15 protein-coding genes and 3 pseudogenes are annotated in these 15,386 nt (G+C 68.7%); 6 read left to right on the top strand and 12 right to left on the bottom strand.

The features are described 5' to 3' along the window. Positions 1-54 precede the first annotated feature (54 nt). The 3 genes and pseudogenes from KY500_RS14740 to KY500_RS14750 form a co-directional block, all read right to left on the bottom strand. Positions 55-918: pseudogene (locus KY500_RS14740) on the bottom strand (IS3 family transposase); the annotation flags it as partial. A gap of 173 nt (positions 919-1,091) precedes the next feature. Next, positions 1,092-2,336: an IS256 family transposase gene (locus KY500_RS14745; RefSeq protein WP_219901179.1), complete on the bottom strand. Its 1,245-nt coding sequence runs from the start codon at positions 2,334-2,336 to the stop codon at positions 1,092-1,094. 84 nt (positions 2,337-2,420) lie between these two features. Continuing rightward, on the bottom strand, positions 2,421-2,810 hold the full coding sequence (locus KY500_RS14750; protein WP_219901180.1) for a hypothetical protein: 390 nt from the start codon (positions 2,808-2,810) through the stop codon (positions 2,421-2,423). Positions 2,811-3,144: 334 nt separating this feature from the next. On the opposite strand from KY500_RS14750, the gene KY500_RS14755 reads away from it, so the two are divergent. Beyond that, positions 3,145-4,290 (top strand): class I SAM-dependent methyltransferase, encoded by a 1,146-nt coding sequence (locus KY500_RS14755; RefSeq protein ID WP_219901181.1) that lies wholly within the window; start codon positions 3,145-3,147, stop codon positions 4,288-4,290. Positions 4,291-4,354: 64 nt separating this feature from the next. On the opposite strand, the gene KY500_RS14760 is transcribed toward KY500_RS14755, so the two are convergent. The 3 genes from KY500_RS14760 to KY500_RS14770 form a co-directional block, all read right to left on the bottom strand. After that, on the bottom strand, positions 4,355-4,795 hold the full coding sequence (locus KY500_RS14760) for a DUF1622 domain-containing protein (RefSeq protein ID WP_219901182.1): 441 nt from the start codon (positions 4,793-4,795) through the stop codon (positions 4,355-4,357). A 140-nt stretch (positions 4,796-4,935) separates the two neighbouring features. Further along, the gene (locus KY500_RS14765; protein WP_219901183.1) at positions 4,936-5,376 is read right to left on the bottom strand and encodes a rhodanese-like domain-containing protein; all 441 of its coding nucleotides are present in this window, start codon (positions 5,374-5,376) and stop codon (positions 4,936-4,938) included. Then, a complete protein-coding gene (locus tag KY500_RS14770; protein ID WP_219901184.1) occupies positions 5,373-5,927 on the bottom strand; it encodes a hypothetical protein in 555 nt (184 codons plus the stop codon). Before KY500_RS14770 ends, KY500_RS14765 begins: the two co-directional genes overlap by 4 nt. Positions 5,928-6,123: 196 nt before the next feature. Here KY500_RS14770 and KY500_RS14775 point away from each other — a divergent pair, with 196 nt between their 5' ends. Beyond that, positions 6,124-7,389, top strand: a complete 1,266-nt coding sequence (locus KY500_RS14775; RefSeq protein WP_219901185.1) for an MFS transporter — start codon at positions 6,124-6,126, stop codon at positions 7,387-7,389. A gap of 165 nt (positions 7,390-7,554) precedes the next feature. On the opposite strand, the gene KY500_RS14780 is transcribed toward KY500_RS14775, so the two are convergent. Next, positions 7,555-8,595, bottom strand: a complete 1,041-nt coding sequence (locus KY500_RS14780; protein WP_219901186.1) for a hemolysin family protein — start codon at positions 8,593-8,595, stop codon at positions 7,555-7,557. Next, on the bottom strand, positions 8,588-9,937 hold the full coding sequence (locus KY500_RS14785; protein ID WP_219901187.1) for a hemolysin family protein: 1,350 nt from the start codon (positions 9,935-9,937) through the stop codon (positions 8,588-8,590). Before KY500_RS14785 ends, KY500_RS14780 begins: the two co-directional genes overlap by 8 nt. A 221-nt stretch (positions 9,938-10,158) precedes the next feature. On the opposite strand from KY500_RS14785, the gene KY500_RS14790 reads away from it, so the two are divergent. Continuing rightward, positions 10,159-10,962 carry a sugar phosphate isomerase/epimerase gene (locus tag KY500_RS14790; protein ID WP_219901188.1) on the top strand — a complete coding sequence of 268 codons (804 nt, stop codon included), beginning with the start codon at positions 10,159-10,161 and terminating at the stop codon, positions 10,960-10,962. After that, complete coding sequence (locus KY500_RS14795) at positions 10,959-12,065, top strand: Gfo/Idh/MocA family protein (protein WP_219901189.1); 1,107 nt, start codon at positions 10,959-10,961, stop codon at positions 12,063-12,065. The genes KY500_RS14790 and KY500_RS14795 overlap by 4 nt, the downstream gene beginning before the upstream one ends. A gap of 64 nt (positions 12,066-12,129) precedes the next feature. Here KY500_RS14795 and KY500_RS14800 read toward each other — a convergent pair whose 3' ends face one another. From KY500_RS14800 to KY500_RS14805, 3 genes and pseudogenes are all read right to left on the bottom strand, one after another. Continuing rightward, on the bottom strand, positions 12,130-12,579 hold the full coding sequence (locus tag KY500_RS14800; protein WP_255579395.1) for a TetR family transcriptional regulator C-terminal domain-containing protein: 450 nt from the start codon (positions 12,577-12,579) through the stop codon (positions 12,130-12,132). Positions 12,580-12,623: 44 nt separating this feature from the next. Further along, a pseudogene (locus KY500_RS19825) lies at positions 12,624-12,722 on the bottom strand (TetR family transcriptional regulator); the annotation flags it as partial. A gap of 37 nt (positions 12,723-12,759) precedes the next feature. Continuing rightward, positions 12,760-13,230, bottom strand: a complete 471-nt coding sequence (locus KY500_RS14805; protein WP_219901190.1) for a MarR family winged helix-turn-helix transcriptional regulator — start codon at positions 13,228-13,230, stop codon at positions 12,760-12,762. Positions 13,231-13,293: 63 nt separating this feature from the next. On the opposite strand from KY500_RS14805, the pseudogene KY500_RS14810 reads away from it, so the two are divergent. After that, positions 13,294-13,657, top strand: a pseudogene (locus tag KY500_RS14810) (VOC family protein). Between the two features lie 104 nt (positions 13,658-13,761). Then, complete coding sequence (locus KY500_RS14815; protein WP_219901191.1) at positions 13,762-13,959, top strand: hypothetical protein; 198 nt, start codon at positions 13,762-13,764, stop codon at positions 13,957-13,959. Between the two features lie 104 nt (positions 13,960-14,063). Here KY500_RS14815 and KY500_RS14820 read toward each other — a convergent pair whose 3' ends face one another. After that, positions 14,064-15,215: an ROK family protein gene (locus KY500_RS14820; protein ID WP_219901192.1), complete on the bottom strand. Its 1,152-nt coding sequence runs from the start codon at positions 15,213-15,215 to the stop codon at positions 14,064-14,066. Positions 15,216-15,386 lie beyond the last annotated feature (171 nt).

Here is a 15,386-nt window from a genome sequence, read left to right on the forward strand (position 1 = left end):
AGCGTTCTGGATGCGTTCGGAATGCGGTGTTGAGGACTTGGCTTCTGCGGCGGGTCACTCGGTCGGTGCGGCCGTAGTGAACGTCGTTGGGGTGTTCCAGGCGATGCCGGAGTGGCGGTGGTTCTGGTTGTATTCGTGGAAGAACCAGTCGAAGTAGGCGCGGGCGTCATCGGTCGTGTCGAAGATCTCAGGGAACGCGAGATCGTATTTCGCGGTCTTGAATAACGCTTCGCTGTAGGGGTTGTCGTTGGAGACTTTGGGCCGGGAGAAGGACTTATCGACGCCGAGTTTCTCCAGCAGTAAGGACACCGGTGTGCTCACCATCGCAGCACCGTTATCCGAGTGCAGAGAGTTCGGCGCGACGCCGTGGTTCGCGGTGACCGCTTCTTGGATCAGTTCTTCGGCGAGGTCACCATCCTCGTAGGCCTCCAGCCGCCAGCCCACGACGCGACGCGAGTAGATGTCCATGATCACGTAGAGGTGGAAGTAGCGGCCCCGGATCGTGGTCTTGAGCTTGGTGATGTCCCAGGACCACACCTGTGACGGGGCGGTCGCGACCAGCTCGGGGATCTTCTTCGGCGACCCCTCAGCCTGCCGGCGGCGCTCGTGGACCTGCCCGGCCGCGCGGGCGACGCGGTACCAGGAAGACTTCGACGCCAGGTAAACACCCGCATCCCAGGCCCGGTAAAAGGCTTGGCAGATCGAGAAGCCCTCATACTCAGGGGTGTTGATCAGCGCCAGGATCTGCGCGCTCTCCGCAGTGGAGAGCGTGGCCGGCTGGTGCCGGTCCTTCTGCGGGATCGGCGCGGCCAGGCGGGCGCGGGGGCTGCGGTGCCGATAGAACGATGCCCGCGAGTAGCCGACCAACGCGCAGGCCCGCACCACCGGCATCCCCACCGCAGTCAGGTCGACGACTGTTTCGAACGCTACTCGGTGGGTTTCGGCTTCCGAAACGCGGCCGGGATCGCTGGCTCGTCCGGCAGCGGCGGGGTGCGGATTTGTGAGCTCTTGGCCAGCGCGGACAAGAGCTCTGGGTCACGTCCCGCTGAGTGGTGGAGTTTCTCAACACCGTGCGGGTCAGTTGTTTTAGTTTAGGCGGCGGCTAGTTCTGGGAGGATCACCGCCTCGTCGATTACCTCGGTGGGGTTGTTCATGGTGGCCAGCTCGAGCATGGATGCTTCGGAGAAGTAGCGGCGTTCGCCGGCTTCCCACTCGTCGTGCTGCTCGATCAGAACCGACCCGGCCAGGCGCAGCAGCGCGGCTGCGTTGGGGAAGACACCGACCACGTCGGTGCGGCGTTTGATCTCTTTGTTCACCCGTTCGAGCGGGTTGGTGGACCAGATCTGGCGCCAGTGCCGCCGGGGAAACCCGGCGAACGCGAGCAGGTCGGGTTGCGCGTCGACGAGCATCGCGGCGACCTTCGGGTGCGAGCGGCCCAGCATGGTGGTGACCTCGCGGAACTGTTTCTCGATGTGCTCTTGGTCGGGCTGGGCGAAGATGGTGCGGATGATCGAGGCGACCATGTCCTGGGAGCCCTTCGGGATCACGGCGAGGACGTTGCGCATGAAATGCACCCGGCATCTCTGCCAGCCGGCGCCCTGGAAGACGGTGCCGATGGCCTTCTTCAGCCCGGTGTGAGCGTCAGACATGACGAGCTTGACCCCGTCCAGGCCTCGGGTCTTCAACGACCGCAAGAAGCTAGTCCAGAAGCCCTCGTTCTCGCTGTCACCCACGTCAAAGCCCAGCACTTCCCGGCGCCCGTCCGCGGCGACCCCGACCGCGACGACGATGGCCTGGGACACGATCCGGTGCCCAACCCGGGCTTTGCAGTAGGTGGCGTCCAGGAACACGTAGGGGAAGTCTTGGGCCGCGAGGGTGCGGTCGCGGAACTCGGCGACCTCGGCGTCTAGGCCCGCGCAGATCCGGGATACCTCGGACTTGGAGATCCCGGTGTCAGCGCCGAGCGCTTTGACGAGGTCGTCGACTTTGCGGGTCGAGACGCCGTGCACGTAGGCCTCCATCACGACCGCGAACAACGCCTGATCGACCCGGCGACGCCGCTCAAGCAGAGCCGGGAAGAACGACCCAGCGCGTAGCTTCGGGATCTTCAGATCGAGGTCGCCGGCGGTGGTCGACAAGGTCCTCGGTCGGGTGCCGTTGCGGTGGGTGGTGCGGTCGCCGGTGCGCTCAAACGGGGCGGCACCGATGAACGCGGTCGCTTCCGCATCGATGAGTTCTTGGTAAAGAGTTTCCGTCGCGACCCGAATTCGGTCGGTGACGTCGGTGAGTTTGAGTTCTCCCAGCAGGTCGAGCAGGGCAGACTGGTCTAGAGCCATCGTGGTTTGTGTCTTTCTGTGAGTTGCTTTAGTCGGTACTCACTGACCCTCCCACGGTGGCTCTTTACGTTGACGAAGCAACGCTCAAGAGCGGGAAACCACACCACTCACAGGGACGCAACCGAGCTCTGAGGCTTTTCCCAACACTTCCACCGCGCTCTCGGACTGCTCCAACTGGGCTTTGAGGATCGCGTTTTCCTTCTGCAATCGCAGAAATTCGATCCGTTCCTGTTTCGTCAACACGTACTTAGTCTGCCGCTGTTCCGTCTCGACCAGCAGGCCCTGCCGCTTCTCCTGACTCCACCGCGACAGCGACCTAACGTCGATGCCGACTCGGCGACAGAACGCGGACTTCGCGCCGATCTCCGCGCCCGTCGACGCGTACTGCTCCCACTGCGCAAGAATCGCGAGGCGCTCAGCAGACGTGAAATGATGCTTCCGAGTAAGCCGGGTTTGGACTTCTGACATTTCCATTTGGATGTCCTCTTCCCCGCCCTCAGCCGGCCCGTGATGAAACGATGATTTGTCTCACCACAGGCTGACACTCAGGGCGCACCGGGTGCAGAAGTCCGCTTCGGGAACAGTTGCGGCCGACCGGGCCACGGCGGCGAGGGCGGATGCCCGCGCCGGGCAGCTGGGCCGGGTGCGATAATCGAACGGGTCGCGAGAGCGTTCTGCCCCGCAGTTCCCGGCCCGCAGTTCGCGCCCCACGATTCCCGGCACACGGTCCCCTGACCTCAGTTGCCGGCCCACCGTCCCGCTTCACTTTCCGAAAGCGCACACCCCCAGCGGCACAAGATCGGACACCATGTCCAACACGACCACCCCCGGCAGCAGCGTGACGGCCGACATCCGCTGGCAGTCCGGCGACACCGAGCAAACCGCCCCGTGGCACTCCGAGGGCGGCTGGCCCGCGCCGCGCCGCGCCGTCGTGGTCGACGACACCCTCACCGCGGATGCCGCCTACCGGATGGCCGAGGCCGGCACCGGCATGCTCTGGCAGGGCGACTTCCAGAACGCCAGACAGCTGCTCTCCGCGCTGGCCCGCCGGGTGGACCGGCACCGGCGCACTCCCACCACCGGCATGTCGGCCGCGTTCGAGGCGGGCCGCGCCCAGGCCCTCCGTCGCGCGCGCCTGCTGGGCCTGGTGCTCGTGCAACTCGACGCAAGCCACACCCTGAACCTGCGCCGCGCGCCCGACGTTCGACAGGCTGCCGACGAGGCCTACGGTGCCGGGACCGCCTCGGTCGTGCTGTCGCTGCGCGAGCTGCTCGGCGTGATGGGCGCTCACGAGTGGCGCACAAAGGGGGTGCCGGTCGCGGCGCTCGGCGCGAGCATCCACCCGCATTACGGCGTCTTCTCACCGGTGCGCGGCGAGTACCTCGACCTCATCGCCACCGCGCCGCTGCCGGCGACCGGGATGGCTTTCGACATCGGCACCGGTTCCGGGGTGATCGCGGCGATGCTCGCTCAACGCGGTTTTGACCGCGTCGTGGCCACCGATATGGAGCCCCGAGCGCTGGCCTGTGCCCGCGAGAACCTCCAGCGTCTGGGGTACGCCGACCAGGTCGAGGTCGTGCATGCCGACCTGTTCCCGGCAGGCCGCGCCGACCTCGTGGTCTGCAACCCGCCCTGGCTGCCGGCCTCCGCCGCCACAAGCACCGACGCCGCCGTCTACGACCCGGACAGCCGCATGCTCCGTGGCTTTCTGGCCGGCCTGGCCGGGCACCTCACCGAGCACGGCGAGGGCTGGCTGATCATCTCCAACCTCGGCGAACTGCTCGGACTGCGCTCCCGCGGCGAACTGCTCGACCTCATCGACCACGCGGGCCTGGCCGTCATCGCCCGCCTCGACATCCGCCCCACTCACCACAAGGCGGCCGACGCCACCGACCCGCTGCACGCCGCGCGGTCGGCCGAGGTCACCTCGCTCTGGCGGCTCGGCCGGGCCTGACCCACACCTACGGCCGGCACCCGGCGCCGAGTCCGACGCGGTCCCCGAACGGCTCGCCTGGCGGCTAGTCCGACGCAGTCCCGGAGCCGGCCCTGGCCTCCGTCGCGGCCCCGGGCTCCGTCGCGGCCCCGGCGTCAGTTCCGGTTGCGGCCGTGCCCATCACTCGCCAGCGCGCCCAGGGCCACACCCCGTCCATCTCCACCTCGAGCGAGAAGCTCAGCAGCACCCGGATGATCACGATAGCGCCGAGCACCAGCACGCTCTCCACGGTAGGTTCCACCACGATGGTGCGGATGATGTCGGCCACGATCAGCACCTCAAGGCCCAGTAGGATCGCCCGGCCCAGGTTTCGCCGCATCTCCTGGTACGAGGTCGACCGGGTGTCCCGGCGCAGGGCCCGCGGGATCCCGCCGATGAGGGCCGCCAGCCCGCCGAGCACCATAATGGCGGCGCCGACCACCTCTACGACCCGCACGGCCGCTTCGACCACCTGCTCGAACGTCATCCGCTGCACTCCCGCCCGTCGCCTCGCCTGCCGAGAAGATACTCCCCCGCACCCGCTCCCCGCCTCGCGAACCGTGACTTAAGCACCGAAAACCCGCGTTTTTTGGTGCTTTGCTCACAGCTCGCGAAGGGGGCACGACGCTAGTCGGTGACGACGGCCACTCCGGTGCTCGCGGATGCCTCGGCGAGGCTGCCCGCGTTGGTCACGTCGGTGAAGCCCAACGCCGTCATCTTCGTCACCGCCGCACCGGCGCGGGAGCCGGTCCGGCAGTACACGGTGTACTGCCCGTCGGCGGGCAGCTCGGCGATGCGGTCGGCGAAGTCGGCAGACTGCACATCGATGTTCACGGCGCCGTCGAGATGCCCCTGGGCATATTCGGCGGGCGTGCGCACGTCGATGATGGTTCCCACGGTGAGCGGCACCGTGGTGGAGTCGGGCGTCGACTCCGGGCTGGCCTGTGGGCCGGCCGTCGCGGCACTCGGCGTCGACGACGCGGTTGGCGTCGGCAGAGCGGCCGAGCAGCCGGCAAGGCTCACGACCCCGGCCAGGGTCAGGATGACGGCGAGGCGGGTGCTGTTCACGGTGTGGGTCCTTCGGAGGAGTGGGTGCGGATGGGAAACAGGGGGCGGCAGGTGGTGCAGGTGTCACCGTCAGTCGGGCCGTCGGGACCGCTGGCTCCGACCGCGACCGCCTCACCACCGCCGGGCAGCACCGCATCCCGCCGCCGGTGCGCGGCGAGGGCTCGCCGCTCGGCGCGCATCCGCTCAGCCAACCCCCACCCGAGTACGGCCAGCGCGGCTAGGGCCAGCCCCGGGCGCATCTCGGCGGAGAGGGTGGGCGCGAGGGCACCGGCGTCCCTGGCGAGGTAAAGGCCGAGCAGCCCGAGCACCGGCCAGCGCAGGTCGCACACAGTTGCCTCGGCTCCGATCGGCGCATCGACGGCACTGGCCACGATGAGCCCGAGCAGGATGCTGCCGCCGGCGACCGCCACACAAGCCCACCAGGGTGCGCCCACACCCGGCGCCCTCGACACCATCGACGCGGCGAACAGGAGTCCGCCGGCGACGAAGACCGCCACCGCGACGACGACAGACCATCGACGAACGGACCAGCGATTCAACTCGGCGAGCACAACGGGCCTCCAGGATGGTCCCCCTTGCCGGCCCCGCGAGTGACCCCGCTCACCCTCAGCGGTCCACGTCACCGGCTCCGGTTCGGTCTGCACGGGCGATCCTCTCGACGGATTACATACCCAGAGGGTATCAAGACAGAATACCGTAGGCTGGTCGAAATCGGCCGAACCGCGAACGCAGTGACAGGATCCCGCCATGACCACACGCCGCACGCCCGCGCCAACGGATGCGGGCGCGCCGGCCACCACACAGCTGCAGCGCAAGGTGGTGGGGGTGCTCGTCCTCGGCCAGGTCCTCGGCGGCATCGGCATGGGCGCCACACTCTCCCTCGGCGCCCTGCTCGCAGCGCAGCTCTCCGGCTCCAACGCCTGGTCGGGCATGGCGGCGACAATGAGCACCCTGGGCGCGGCCCTCGCGGCCGTGCCGCTGGCCCGGCTGGCCCAGGCCAACGGACGCCGCCGGTCCCTGGCCGCCGGCGCGGGCATCGCCGGCGTCGGCGCCGTGCTGGCGGTCACCGCGGTCGCGCTCGACACCTTCCCGCTCCTGCTGCTGGCGCTGATGTTGCTCGGCGCGGGGTCGGCCACCAACCTGCAGGCCCGGTTCGCCGCCACCGACCTGGCCAGCCCCCGCTATCGGGCGCGTGACCTCTCCATCGTGGTCTGGTCGACCACCATCGGCGCGGTGCTCGGGCCCAACCTGTTCGGCCCCGGCGAGGTCGTCGGCACACAGCTGGGCCTGCCACCACTCACCGGGGCGTTCGCGTTCTCCCTGGCCGCGCAGGTGGGCGCCGCGCTGGTCTACACGATCGGGCTGCGACCCGACCCGCTGCTCACGGCCCTGTCGGTGCGCGAGGCCCGGCCCACCGGCACGAGAGCGCACGGCGGATTCGCCATCGTGCGCGGCAACCCGTTGGCCCGCTTCGCCGTCGCGGTGATCGCCCTCAGCCATGCCACAATGGTGGCCCTCATGTCGATGGCGCCCGTGCACCTCACTGAGCACGGGGCATCTCTCACGATCGTGGGCCTCACCATCAGCCTGCACGTGGCCGGCATGTATGCCCTGTCGCCCGTCTTCGGCGCCCTGGCCGACCGCCTCGGCCGAGTGCCGGTGATCCTCGCCGGGCAGGCTCTGCTCCTGGCCGCCCTCACCCTGTTCGGGGTCGCCAGCGAGAACGGCACGGCCATGACCGTGGGGCTGATCCTGCTCGGGCTCGGCTGGTCGGCATCCGTCGTGGCCGCCTCGGCGCTCATCGCCGAGGCGGTCGGTGTGCACGACCGCTCGGCGTTGCAGGGCTTCTCGGACCTGTCGATGAACGCCGCGGGCGCCCTCGGCGGCGCCCTGGCCGGACCGGTGCTGATCCTGGTGGGCTACTCGGGCCTCGGCGTGGCCGCGATGGCGCTGGTCGCCGTGGTCACGATCTGGTCGCTGGTCCGCCGCCCGGCCGCCCCCGCCCTCGGCTGAGGCTGAGGCTGAGGCTGCGGCTGCGGCTGAGCGGAGACGGACGGCACGCACGTTTAGGAGGACATCGGCCGCTTAGAAGGACGTAATGCCGAATTCCGTCCTTCCAAAGTCACTTTCGCCTCACAACGATGCGCACCGTTCTGCCGGGGCAAGCGGTGGGCGCGGCTAGACGCTCGTGACGTCGTCCACCTCGCCCACGAGCTCTTCGATGATGTCCTCCAGGAACAGCACCCCGGTGGCCACACCGTTCGCGTCGAACGAACTCGCCACGTGCGAGCCCGTGCGGCGCATGGCCGCCAGGGCGTCCTCGAGGTCGCTGTCACGCAGCACCGTGGCCAGGCGGCGCACCCGCTTGGCCGGAACCGGCTGGGTGAAAACGTCGGGCCCGGTGAGGTCCATGACGTCTTTGAGGTGGAGGTAGCCGGCCGGCGACCCCGTCGTATCCGTGAGGATGTACCGGGAGAACCCGTGCGCGGCCACGGCCCGCTGCAGGTCCGCGGGCGATGCATGCGCCGGAAGGAATACGATGCCGGCAAGCGGTACCTCCACATCGGAGACCCGCTTGGTGGTGAACTCGAACGCCGCCGACAGGGTGCCGGAGGCATCCATCAGCATGCCCTCGCGGGTGGACTGGCGCACGATGCCGGCCACCTCGTCGAGGGTGAATGCGCTTGTCGCCTCGTCCTTGGGCGTGACGCGGAACAATCGCAGCACCCCATTGGCCAGCCAGTTGAGGCTGAAGATCACCGGCCGGAACACGCGCGCGACGAACACCAGCGGCGGCGCGAGAATCAGCGCCGCGCGGTCGGGCACCGAGAACGAGATGTTCTTGGGCACCATCTCGCCCAACACCACGTGCAGGAAGGTAACCAGGCCCAGGGCCACGGCGAAGGCGATTCCGCTGATGGCTGCGGGCGACAGGTCGGTGTAGCCCAGCGGGATCTCGAGAAGGTGATGGATCGCCGGCTCCGACACGTTGAGGATCACCAGCGAGCACACGGTGATACCCAGCTGCGAGGTCGCCAGCATCAGGGTGGCGTGCTCCATTGCCCACAGGGTGGTCTTGGCGGCCTTGTTGCCCTGCGCGGCGAGAGGCTCGATCTGCGAGCGGCGGGCCGAGATCACGGCGAATTCGGCGCCGACGAAGAAGGCGTTGACCGCCAGCAGCACGACGAGCCAGAGCAGCCCGGGGAGATACTCACTCATGGGTCAGCCTCCCTGCGACGATGGCCGTGACCGGGTCGAGGTCGGCCGCGGTTTCGGTGGGGGTGAGACGGATGCGCGACACGCGCGCACCATCCATCCGCTCGACCCGCAGGGTGCCCACGTCGATGGGGACGGTGTCGCCCACCTCGGGCATACGGTCAAGCCGGTCGGTGACAAAGCCGGCGATGGTCTCGTAGTCACCGTCGTCGGGCACGGTCAGGCCCACCCGTTCGAGCAGCTCGTCGGGACGGAGACCGCCGTCGAACACGATCGAGCGGCCGGTGCGCACGATCCCGGCCTTGGCCCGGTCGTGCTCGTCCTCCAGCTCGCCCACGAGTTCCTCCACGAGGTCCTCGAGCGTGACGATGCCGGCGGTGCCGCCGTATTCGTCGGACACCACGGCGATCTGCAGGCCCTGCTGGCGGAGGGCCCCGAGCAGCCGGTCGACACCCATCGACTCCGGCACCCGCAGCGCGGGCAGCATCAGCTCATCCGCCCGCACCAGAGTGCGGCGCTCCAGCGCCACAGCGAAGGCCTGCTTGACGTGCAGCACGCCCAGGATGTCGTCGGTGTCGCGGCCGATCACCGGGAACCTCGAGTAGCCGGTGGCGCTGGCCAGCGTCACGATGCTCTCGGCGGTGTCGTCGGAATGCACCGACGCCATCTGCACCCGCGGCGTCATCACGTCGGCGGCCGAGTGGTCGGAGAACCGCAGGGTTCGGTTGAGCATTTCGGCGTGGTCCGCGTCGAGCAGGCCCTCCATGGCCGACCGGCGCACCAGGAAGCCGAGCTCCTCGGCGCTGCGCGCGCCGGACAGCTCTTCCTTGGGCTCGATGCCCACCAGGCGAATGAGGGCGTTGGCGGTGTTGTTGAAGACCAGGATCACGGGCTTGAACACGGCCGTGAATGCGGCCTGCATGGGCACGACGAACTTGGCGGTGGCCAGCGGCACGGCCAGAGCGAAGTTCTTGGGCACGAGCTCGCCGATCACCATGGAGAACAGGGTGGCCAGCGAGATGCCGATCACGGTGCCCAGCACGGGCACAAGGCCCTCGGGCACGCCCAGGTCGAGCATCGGGCCGCGCAGCAGGGAACTGATGGCCGGCTCGAAGGTGTACCCGGTGAGCAGGGTGGTCAGCGTGATGCCCAGCTGGGCGCTGGAGAGGTGCGTGGAGGTGATCCGCAGCGCCGTGATGGTGGGGCCGAGGCGTTTCTCGCCGCGATCCCTGCGGGCCTCGAGTTCATTGCGGTCGAGCGTGACGAGGGCGAACTCGGCGGCGACGAACACGCCGGTACCGAAGGTCAGAATGAGCCCGATGCCCACCATGATCCATTCGTTCACGAGGTGGCTCCCTGCGCCCGGAAGCGTTCGGGGCGGGCAGGGAGCATGGGTTTATGCGTGGGAGGGTCATCCATAGTCCGTCGAGCCTACTTGCGCATCCTGTACAAAAGCACAGGATGTTGCCTCGTCTGACGCAAACCCATGGATATTAAAACCAACCGACGTTAGGTTTGTTCCTGCGGACGGAAAGACCGTCGGCCCACACTTCCAAAGGAGCAAGTATGTCCAGCACACCCTCGGTCCAGCTCTACACCGTGAGGGATGCCATCTCCGCAGACCTTCAGGGCGCCATCGCCCGCGTCGCCGAGATCGGCTTCACCCAGGTGGAGCCCTACTCGTTCGTCGAACGCGCCGACGAGTTCGAGAAGGCCTTCGCCGCCTCCGGCGTCACGGCGCCCTCCGGCCACGCCCCGGTCATCGACGCCGCCGACCCCGCACGCGCCTTCGACGCCGCCGCTCAGCTCGGCATCGGCACCGTCATCGACCCGTTCATCCCGAGCGACCGCTGGCAGACCGCCGACGACGCGGCCCGCATCGCCGAGCGCGTGAACGAACTCCAGGTTCTGGCCGCCGCTGCCGGACTGGGCTTCGGGTACCACAATCACCAGTGGGAGTTCGCGAACCAGGTGGACGGCCGCAGCATCTACGAACTCTTCCTCGAGGCGATCTCGCCCGAGGTGGTCCTCGAACTGGACACCTACTGGTCTACCGTCGGCGGCGCCGACACCCCCGCGCTGCTGCGCCGCCTGGGCGACCGGGTGCAGTTCCTGCACATCAAGGACGGCCCCGTGCAGGGCGACATCGCCACCACCTTGCCGAGCAGCGAGAGCGCCCTTTCGGTGCCGGATGCGCTCGCCAACGCCTTCGCCAGCCAGCTGCCCGCCGGCAGCGGCGACGTCGGCGTCGCCGCCATCCTCGCGGCCGCCCCGAACGCCCTGCGGGTCGTGGAATTCGACGGGTACACCGGCGATGTCTTCGACGGCATCGCGGCATCCTTCGCTTGGCTTGCGGAGAACGACAAGTGAGCCGCACCGGACGCGTCGGGGTCGGCATCATCGGCGCCGGCGTCATCAGCGGAACCTACCTGGAGAACATGACGGCGTTCGCCGACCTCGACGTGCTCTTCGTCGCGGACCTCGACCTCGGCCGTGCCCAGGCGCAGGCCGAGGCCTACGGCGTGCCAGGCCACGGCTCGGTCGACGAGCTGCTGGCGCGGGACGACATCGAGATCGTGGTGAACCTCACCATCCCCGCCGTGCACACGGAGGTGGGCGAGCGGATCATCGCCGCCGGCAAGCACGTCTGGAGCGAGAAGCCGCTGGCCCTGGACCACGAGTCCGGCGCCGCGCTTCTCGCCGCCGCGGAGACTGCGGGCCTCAGGGTGGCCTGTGCACCCGACACCGTGCTCGGCGCGGGCATCCAAACGGCCATGCGGGCCATCCGGCGAGGCGACATCGGTGAGCCGCTCACGGCCACCACGATGTTCCATGTGCCGGGCCCCGACGCCTGGCACCCGAACCCCGAGTTCCTGTTCGCGCTGGGCGCCGGGCCACTGTTCGACATGGGCCCGTACTACGTGACCACGCTCGTGCACGCCTTCGGCTCGGCCCGCCGGGTCGCCGCGGTCTCGTCGCAGTCCAGTGCGGTGCGCACCATCGGCAGCGGTCCCCGGGCCGGCACCGAGTTCGCGGTCGAGGTGCCCACCCACCATGCCGCGGTCATCTCCTTCGAGGGGGGGCAGTCCGCGCAGTCCACGTTCAGCTTCCAGAACGCGCTGCCGCGGATGGGCTTCGTCGAGATCAGCGGCACCGAGGGCACGATTGTGCTGCCCGACCCGAACATGTTCGACGGCGAGTCGACGCTCTGGCGGTTCGGCCAGGACGAGCCGACGACGCTGCCCGCCGTCGGGTCGACCTATGGTCGCGGGTCGGGCGTGCTGGATCTGGCCCGGTCGATCCGGGCCGGAGTGCCCGAACGCGCCAGCGGTGCGATCGCCGCGCATGTGCTCGACGTGCTCCTGGCCGTGTCGTCGGCCGCAGCCAGCGGCGAGACGGTCAACGTCGATTCGAGGGTGCAGCAGCCCACTCCCCTGGCCGAGGACTGGAACCCCGCCGCTGCCACCCTCTAGGGCCTACCCTCCCTTCCGCGAACTGTGACTTAAGCCCCAAAACTCGCGTTTTCCGGGGCTTAGCTCACGGTTCGCGGCGGGGCGCGCCGGCCTGGGCCAGCGCAATCACGGCCTCGACATGGGCGGCCATGTCGCGGGTGTCGTCATACATCCACTGCACCTGCATTCCGTCGCTGACGGCCATCAGAATCGACGCCAGCATTTCCGGGTCGACCGACGAGTCGAGTCGACCGGATGCCTGCATCCGGGCCAGTCCGGCCGCGATCGTGCGCCGCGAATGCGCGTAGCGCTCCCGAAAATAGGCGTTCGCCGGATGCTCGGGGTCGGTCGCGGCCGCGGCAGACAGATTCGCGAACATCTGCACGAGCCCGGGCACATCCGCGTTGTGGCGAACTGTAGCCGCGAAGGTGCCAGCGGGATCTGGGTCGTCGGGATCCTTCGCTGCGTCGATCTCGTCCCGGGTGCGCAGGAGTGCCACCCAGAGGTCGTCCTTGGACTCGAAATAGTGCAGCAACCAGCCTGCGTGAGCCCCACCGCATCCGCGATGTCTCGCACTGATGTCTGGCGAAAACCCTGCTGGGCCACGAGCTTCAGCGCAGTGTCGAGGATCTCGGCACGCTTCGCAACGCCTTTCGGGTATCTGCCCAGGGTCGCCATGCTGCAAGGTTAGACCAGGCAGCGCCTGCCGCCGGCGCTAGGACGAATCGCCGCGAGCGCGGTCAGGTCCGGCCAGCGACACCACGCAGGCCGCAAGGTGGGCGCGCAGCTGCTCCTGCTCGGTCGAGCTCAGGCCGGAGCGCATCCGGTCCTCCACGCCGCGCACCGCGGCGCTGGCGGCAGCCAAGCGGATGCGGCCCGACTCGGTGAGCTCGGTGGGCCGCGCCCGCCCCTCCGGTGCCTCGCGTGCGCGGGAGACGAAGCCGTCCTCCTCGAGGGAATGCAACAACACGTTCATCGACTGCCGGGACACGAAGGCCCCCCGGGCCAGCTCGGAGTTGGACAGCCCGGGCCGCTGGGCGAGCAGCTCGAGGCAGGAGTAGTGCGTGATGTTCATGCCGAGCGGGCGCAGGACCGTCTCCATCGAGGTGCGCAGGGCGCTCGCGGCCTCCTTGAGCAGGTACCCCACCGAGGTCTCCAGATCGATTCGCGCCTCGCCTTGACTCATGTCAACATTCTGACATACTCGATGCATGTCAATCACCTGACATTCACACGAAGGAGGATCACCATGACCGCATCCGGACCCGGCTTTATTCCCTGCAGGTGCGCGACATCGAGAAGTCCGCGGCGTTCTACGAGACTTCCTCGGCCTCACCCGGCAGGCCGGCCCGCCGCACGCCGTGGTGTTCGCCACCACGCCGGCCGCGTTCGCCGTGCGGTCGGCCGCCCCAGGCGTCGATCTCGACTCGGTGCCCCAGCTCGGGATCGGCGTGGGCGTCTGGCTCCACGCTCCGGACGCACAGGACATCCACGACACCCTCGCCGCGGCGGGCACCCCGATCGTCTCGTCACCCATCGACGGCCCCTTCGGACGCACCTTCACCTTCGCCGACCCGGATGGCTACCGGATCACCCTGCACGACCGAGCCTGACCCGCCCCGCCCCCTCCGCGAACTGTGACAAAAGCCCCGAAAACGCGCGTTTTGAGGGGCTTTTCTCACAGTTCGCGGGCGGGTGGGACCGCTAGGGTGGCCGCATGAATCTGCTTGTGCGAGTCAGCCACCGATGCACCGCGGCCCTCACCGAGGCCGCCCAATTCGTTCTCTACTGGGTGGGCGGCGGCAACGGCGACCCCGAACGGCTGCGAGCGGCGGATGCCCGTCGGTCCCGCGCCCGCACCACCGCGTCGCGTTCGTCCCGCAGCGCATCCGGTCGAAGCCTCCGCAAGCGCTGACGCCGCCGAGCCCGCGAAAAACCTCTCGCGAACTGTGACTTAAGCCCCAAAATCCGGGAATTTTGGGTGCTTAAGTCACAGTTCGCGGAACCGGCGGGGGCGCGTCAGCCGCCGGCGGCGAGGGTGTCGACGGTGCGTTGGATGGCGATGGCCGCGGCGCCCTGAGCCCAGGAGATGAAGCCGCTGGGGTCGAGCAGCACGTCCACTCGGGCGGCCTCCGGGTCGCGGTCGGCGAGAATCGCGGCATCCATCTCGCCCCTCACGATGTCGAGAAAGCCCAGGCCCTCGCCCGCAAGCACGATGTGCTCGACCATGGCGAGGTTGGCCACGGCCGCGATGAGCCGCCCGAGAGCGTTACCCGCGGCGCGCAGCACCGCGAGGGCCACCGGCTGGCCGGCCGCGGCCATCTCGAGCACCTCGGCATAGCTCACCGGATGCCCAATGGCGACCTCCACCTGCGCCCGGATGCTGGGGATGGTGAGCATCGCCGTCGAGCAGCCCCGGTGGCCCAGGAAACAGAGCGGACCGGTGGGGTCGAGCGGGAAGTGCCCGCCCAGGCCGAGCCCGGCCTCCGAGGTGCTGACCACCTGGTCGTGCATGACCAGCCCGTAGCCCACGCCGGCGCCCACGGTGAGCACCGCGAAGTTGGAAAAGCCGCGGCCCAGCCCGAACCAGTGCTCTGCGGCGGCGAGGGCCACCACATCGTTCTCCACCATGACCGGCACACCGAGCCGCGCCTCGACGGCGTCCGCCAGCGGCACCCCGCGCCAGCCGAGAAACGGCGCCCGGTCGATCACGCGGTTGTCGGAGACCTGTCCGCCGACGCTGATGCCGATGGCCGTGAACTCCTGCTCGTTCGCGAGTTCTTCGGCCAGCTCCACGATCACCGCCACGACATCGTCAAGCTCGTGGCTCGGCAGCGGGCGTTCGGCGCGGCGCCCCTCAGCAGCGCGGAGGTCGGTCGTGACCGCGACCGCGGTATCACCGGTGAGCTTGACCCCGAGGAACTGTCGCGCCTCGGCGCGCACGTCCAGCGGCTTGGCCGGACGGCCCATGGCTCCGTCGAGTTCTTCGGTTACCTCAACGAACAGGCCTGCGTCGAGCAGCGGTCGCGCCAGACGGGTGAGCGTCGCCAACGACAGGCCCAACCGCTTCGCCAGGACGCTCCGCAGGATCGGGCCGTGCACGAGCACTTCACGCGCCAGCTCGCTGGACGGAGCGCGGTAGCGGCGTTCAGCGGCCTCAAGGGATGACATGGGCTCGGCAACTTTCGATCAGGCGGCGCACTCGGTGCACCCACAGATTGTTCGCACTCTCGGGAGGGTGAATACGATCAGAATACCGGTCCCCGACCACCCTTTTTATTGCATTCCGCAACTAATACTCCGGAGAATTCGCAAAACTCGATCAAAAAACTCTCAATACTC

Origin of the sequence: Cryobacterium sp. PAMC25264, from assembly GCF_019443325.1 — a bacterium.
Taxonomy (GTDB): domain Bacteria; phylum Actinomycetota; class Actinomycetes; order Actinomycetales; family Microbacteriaceae; genus Cryobacterium.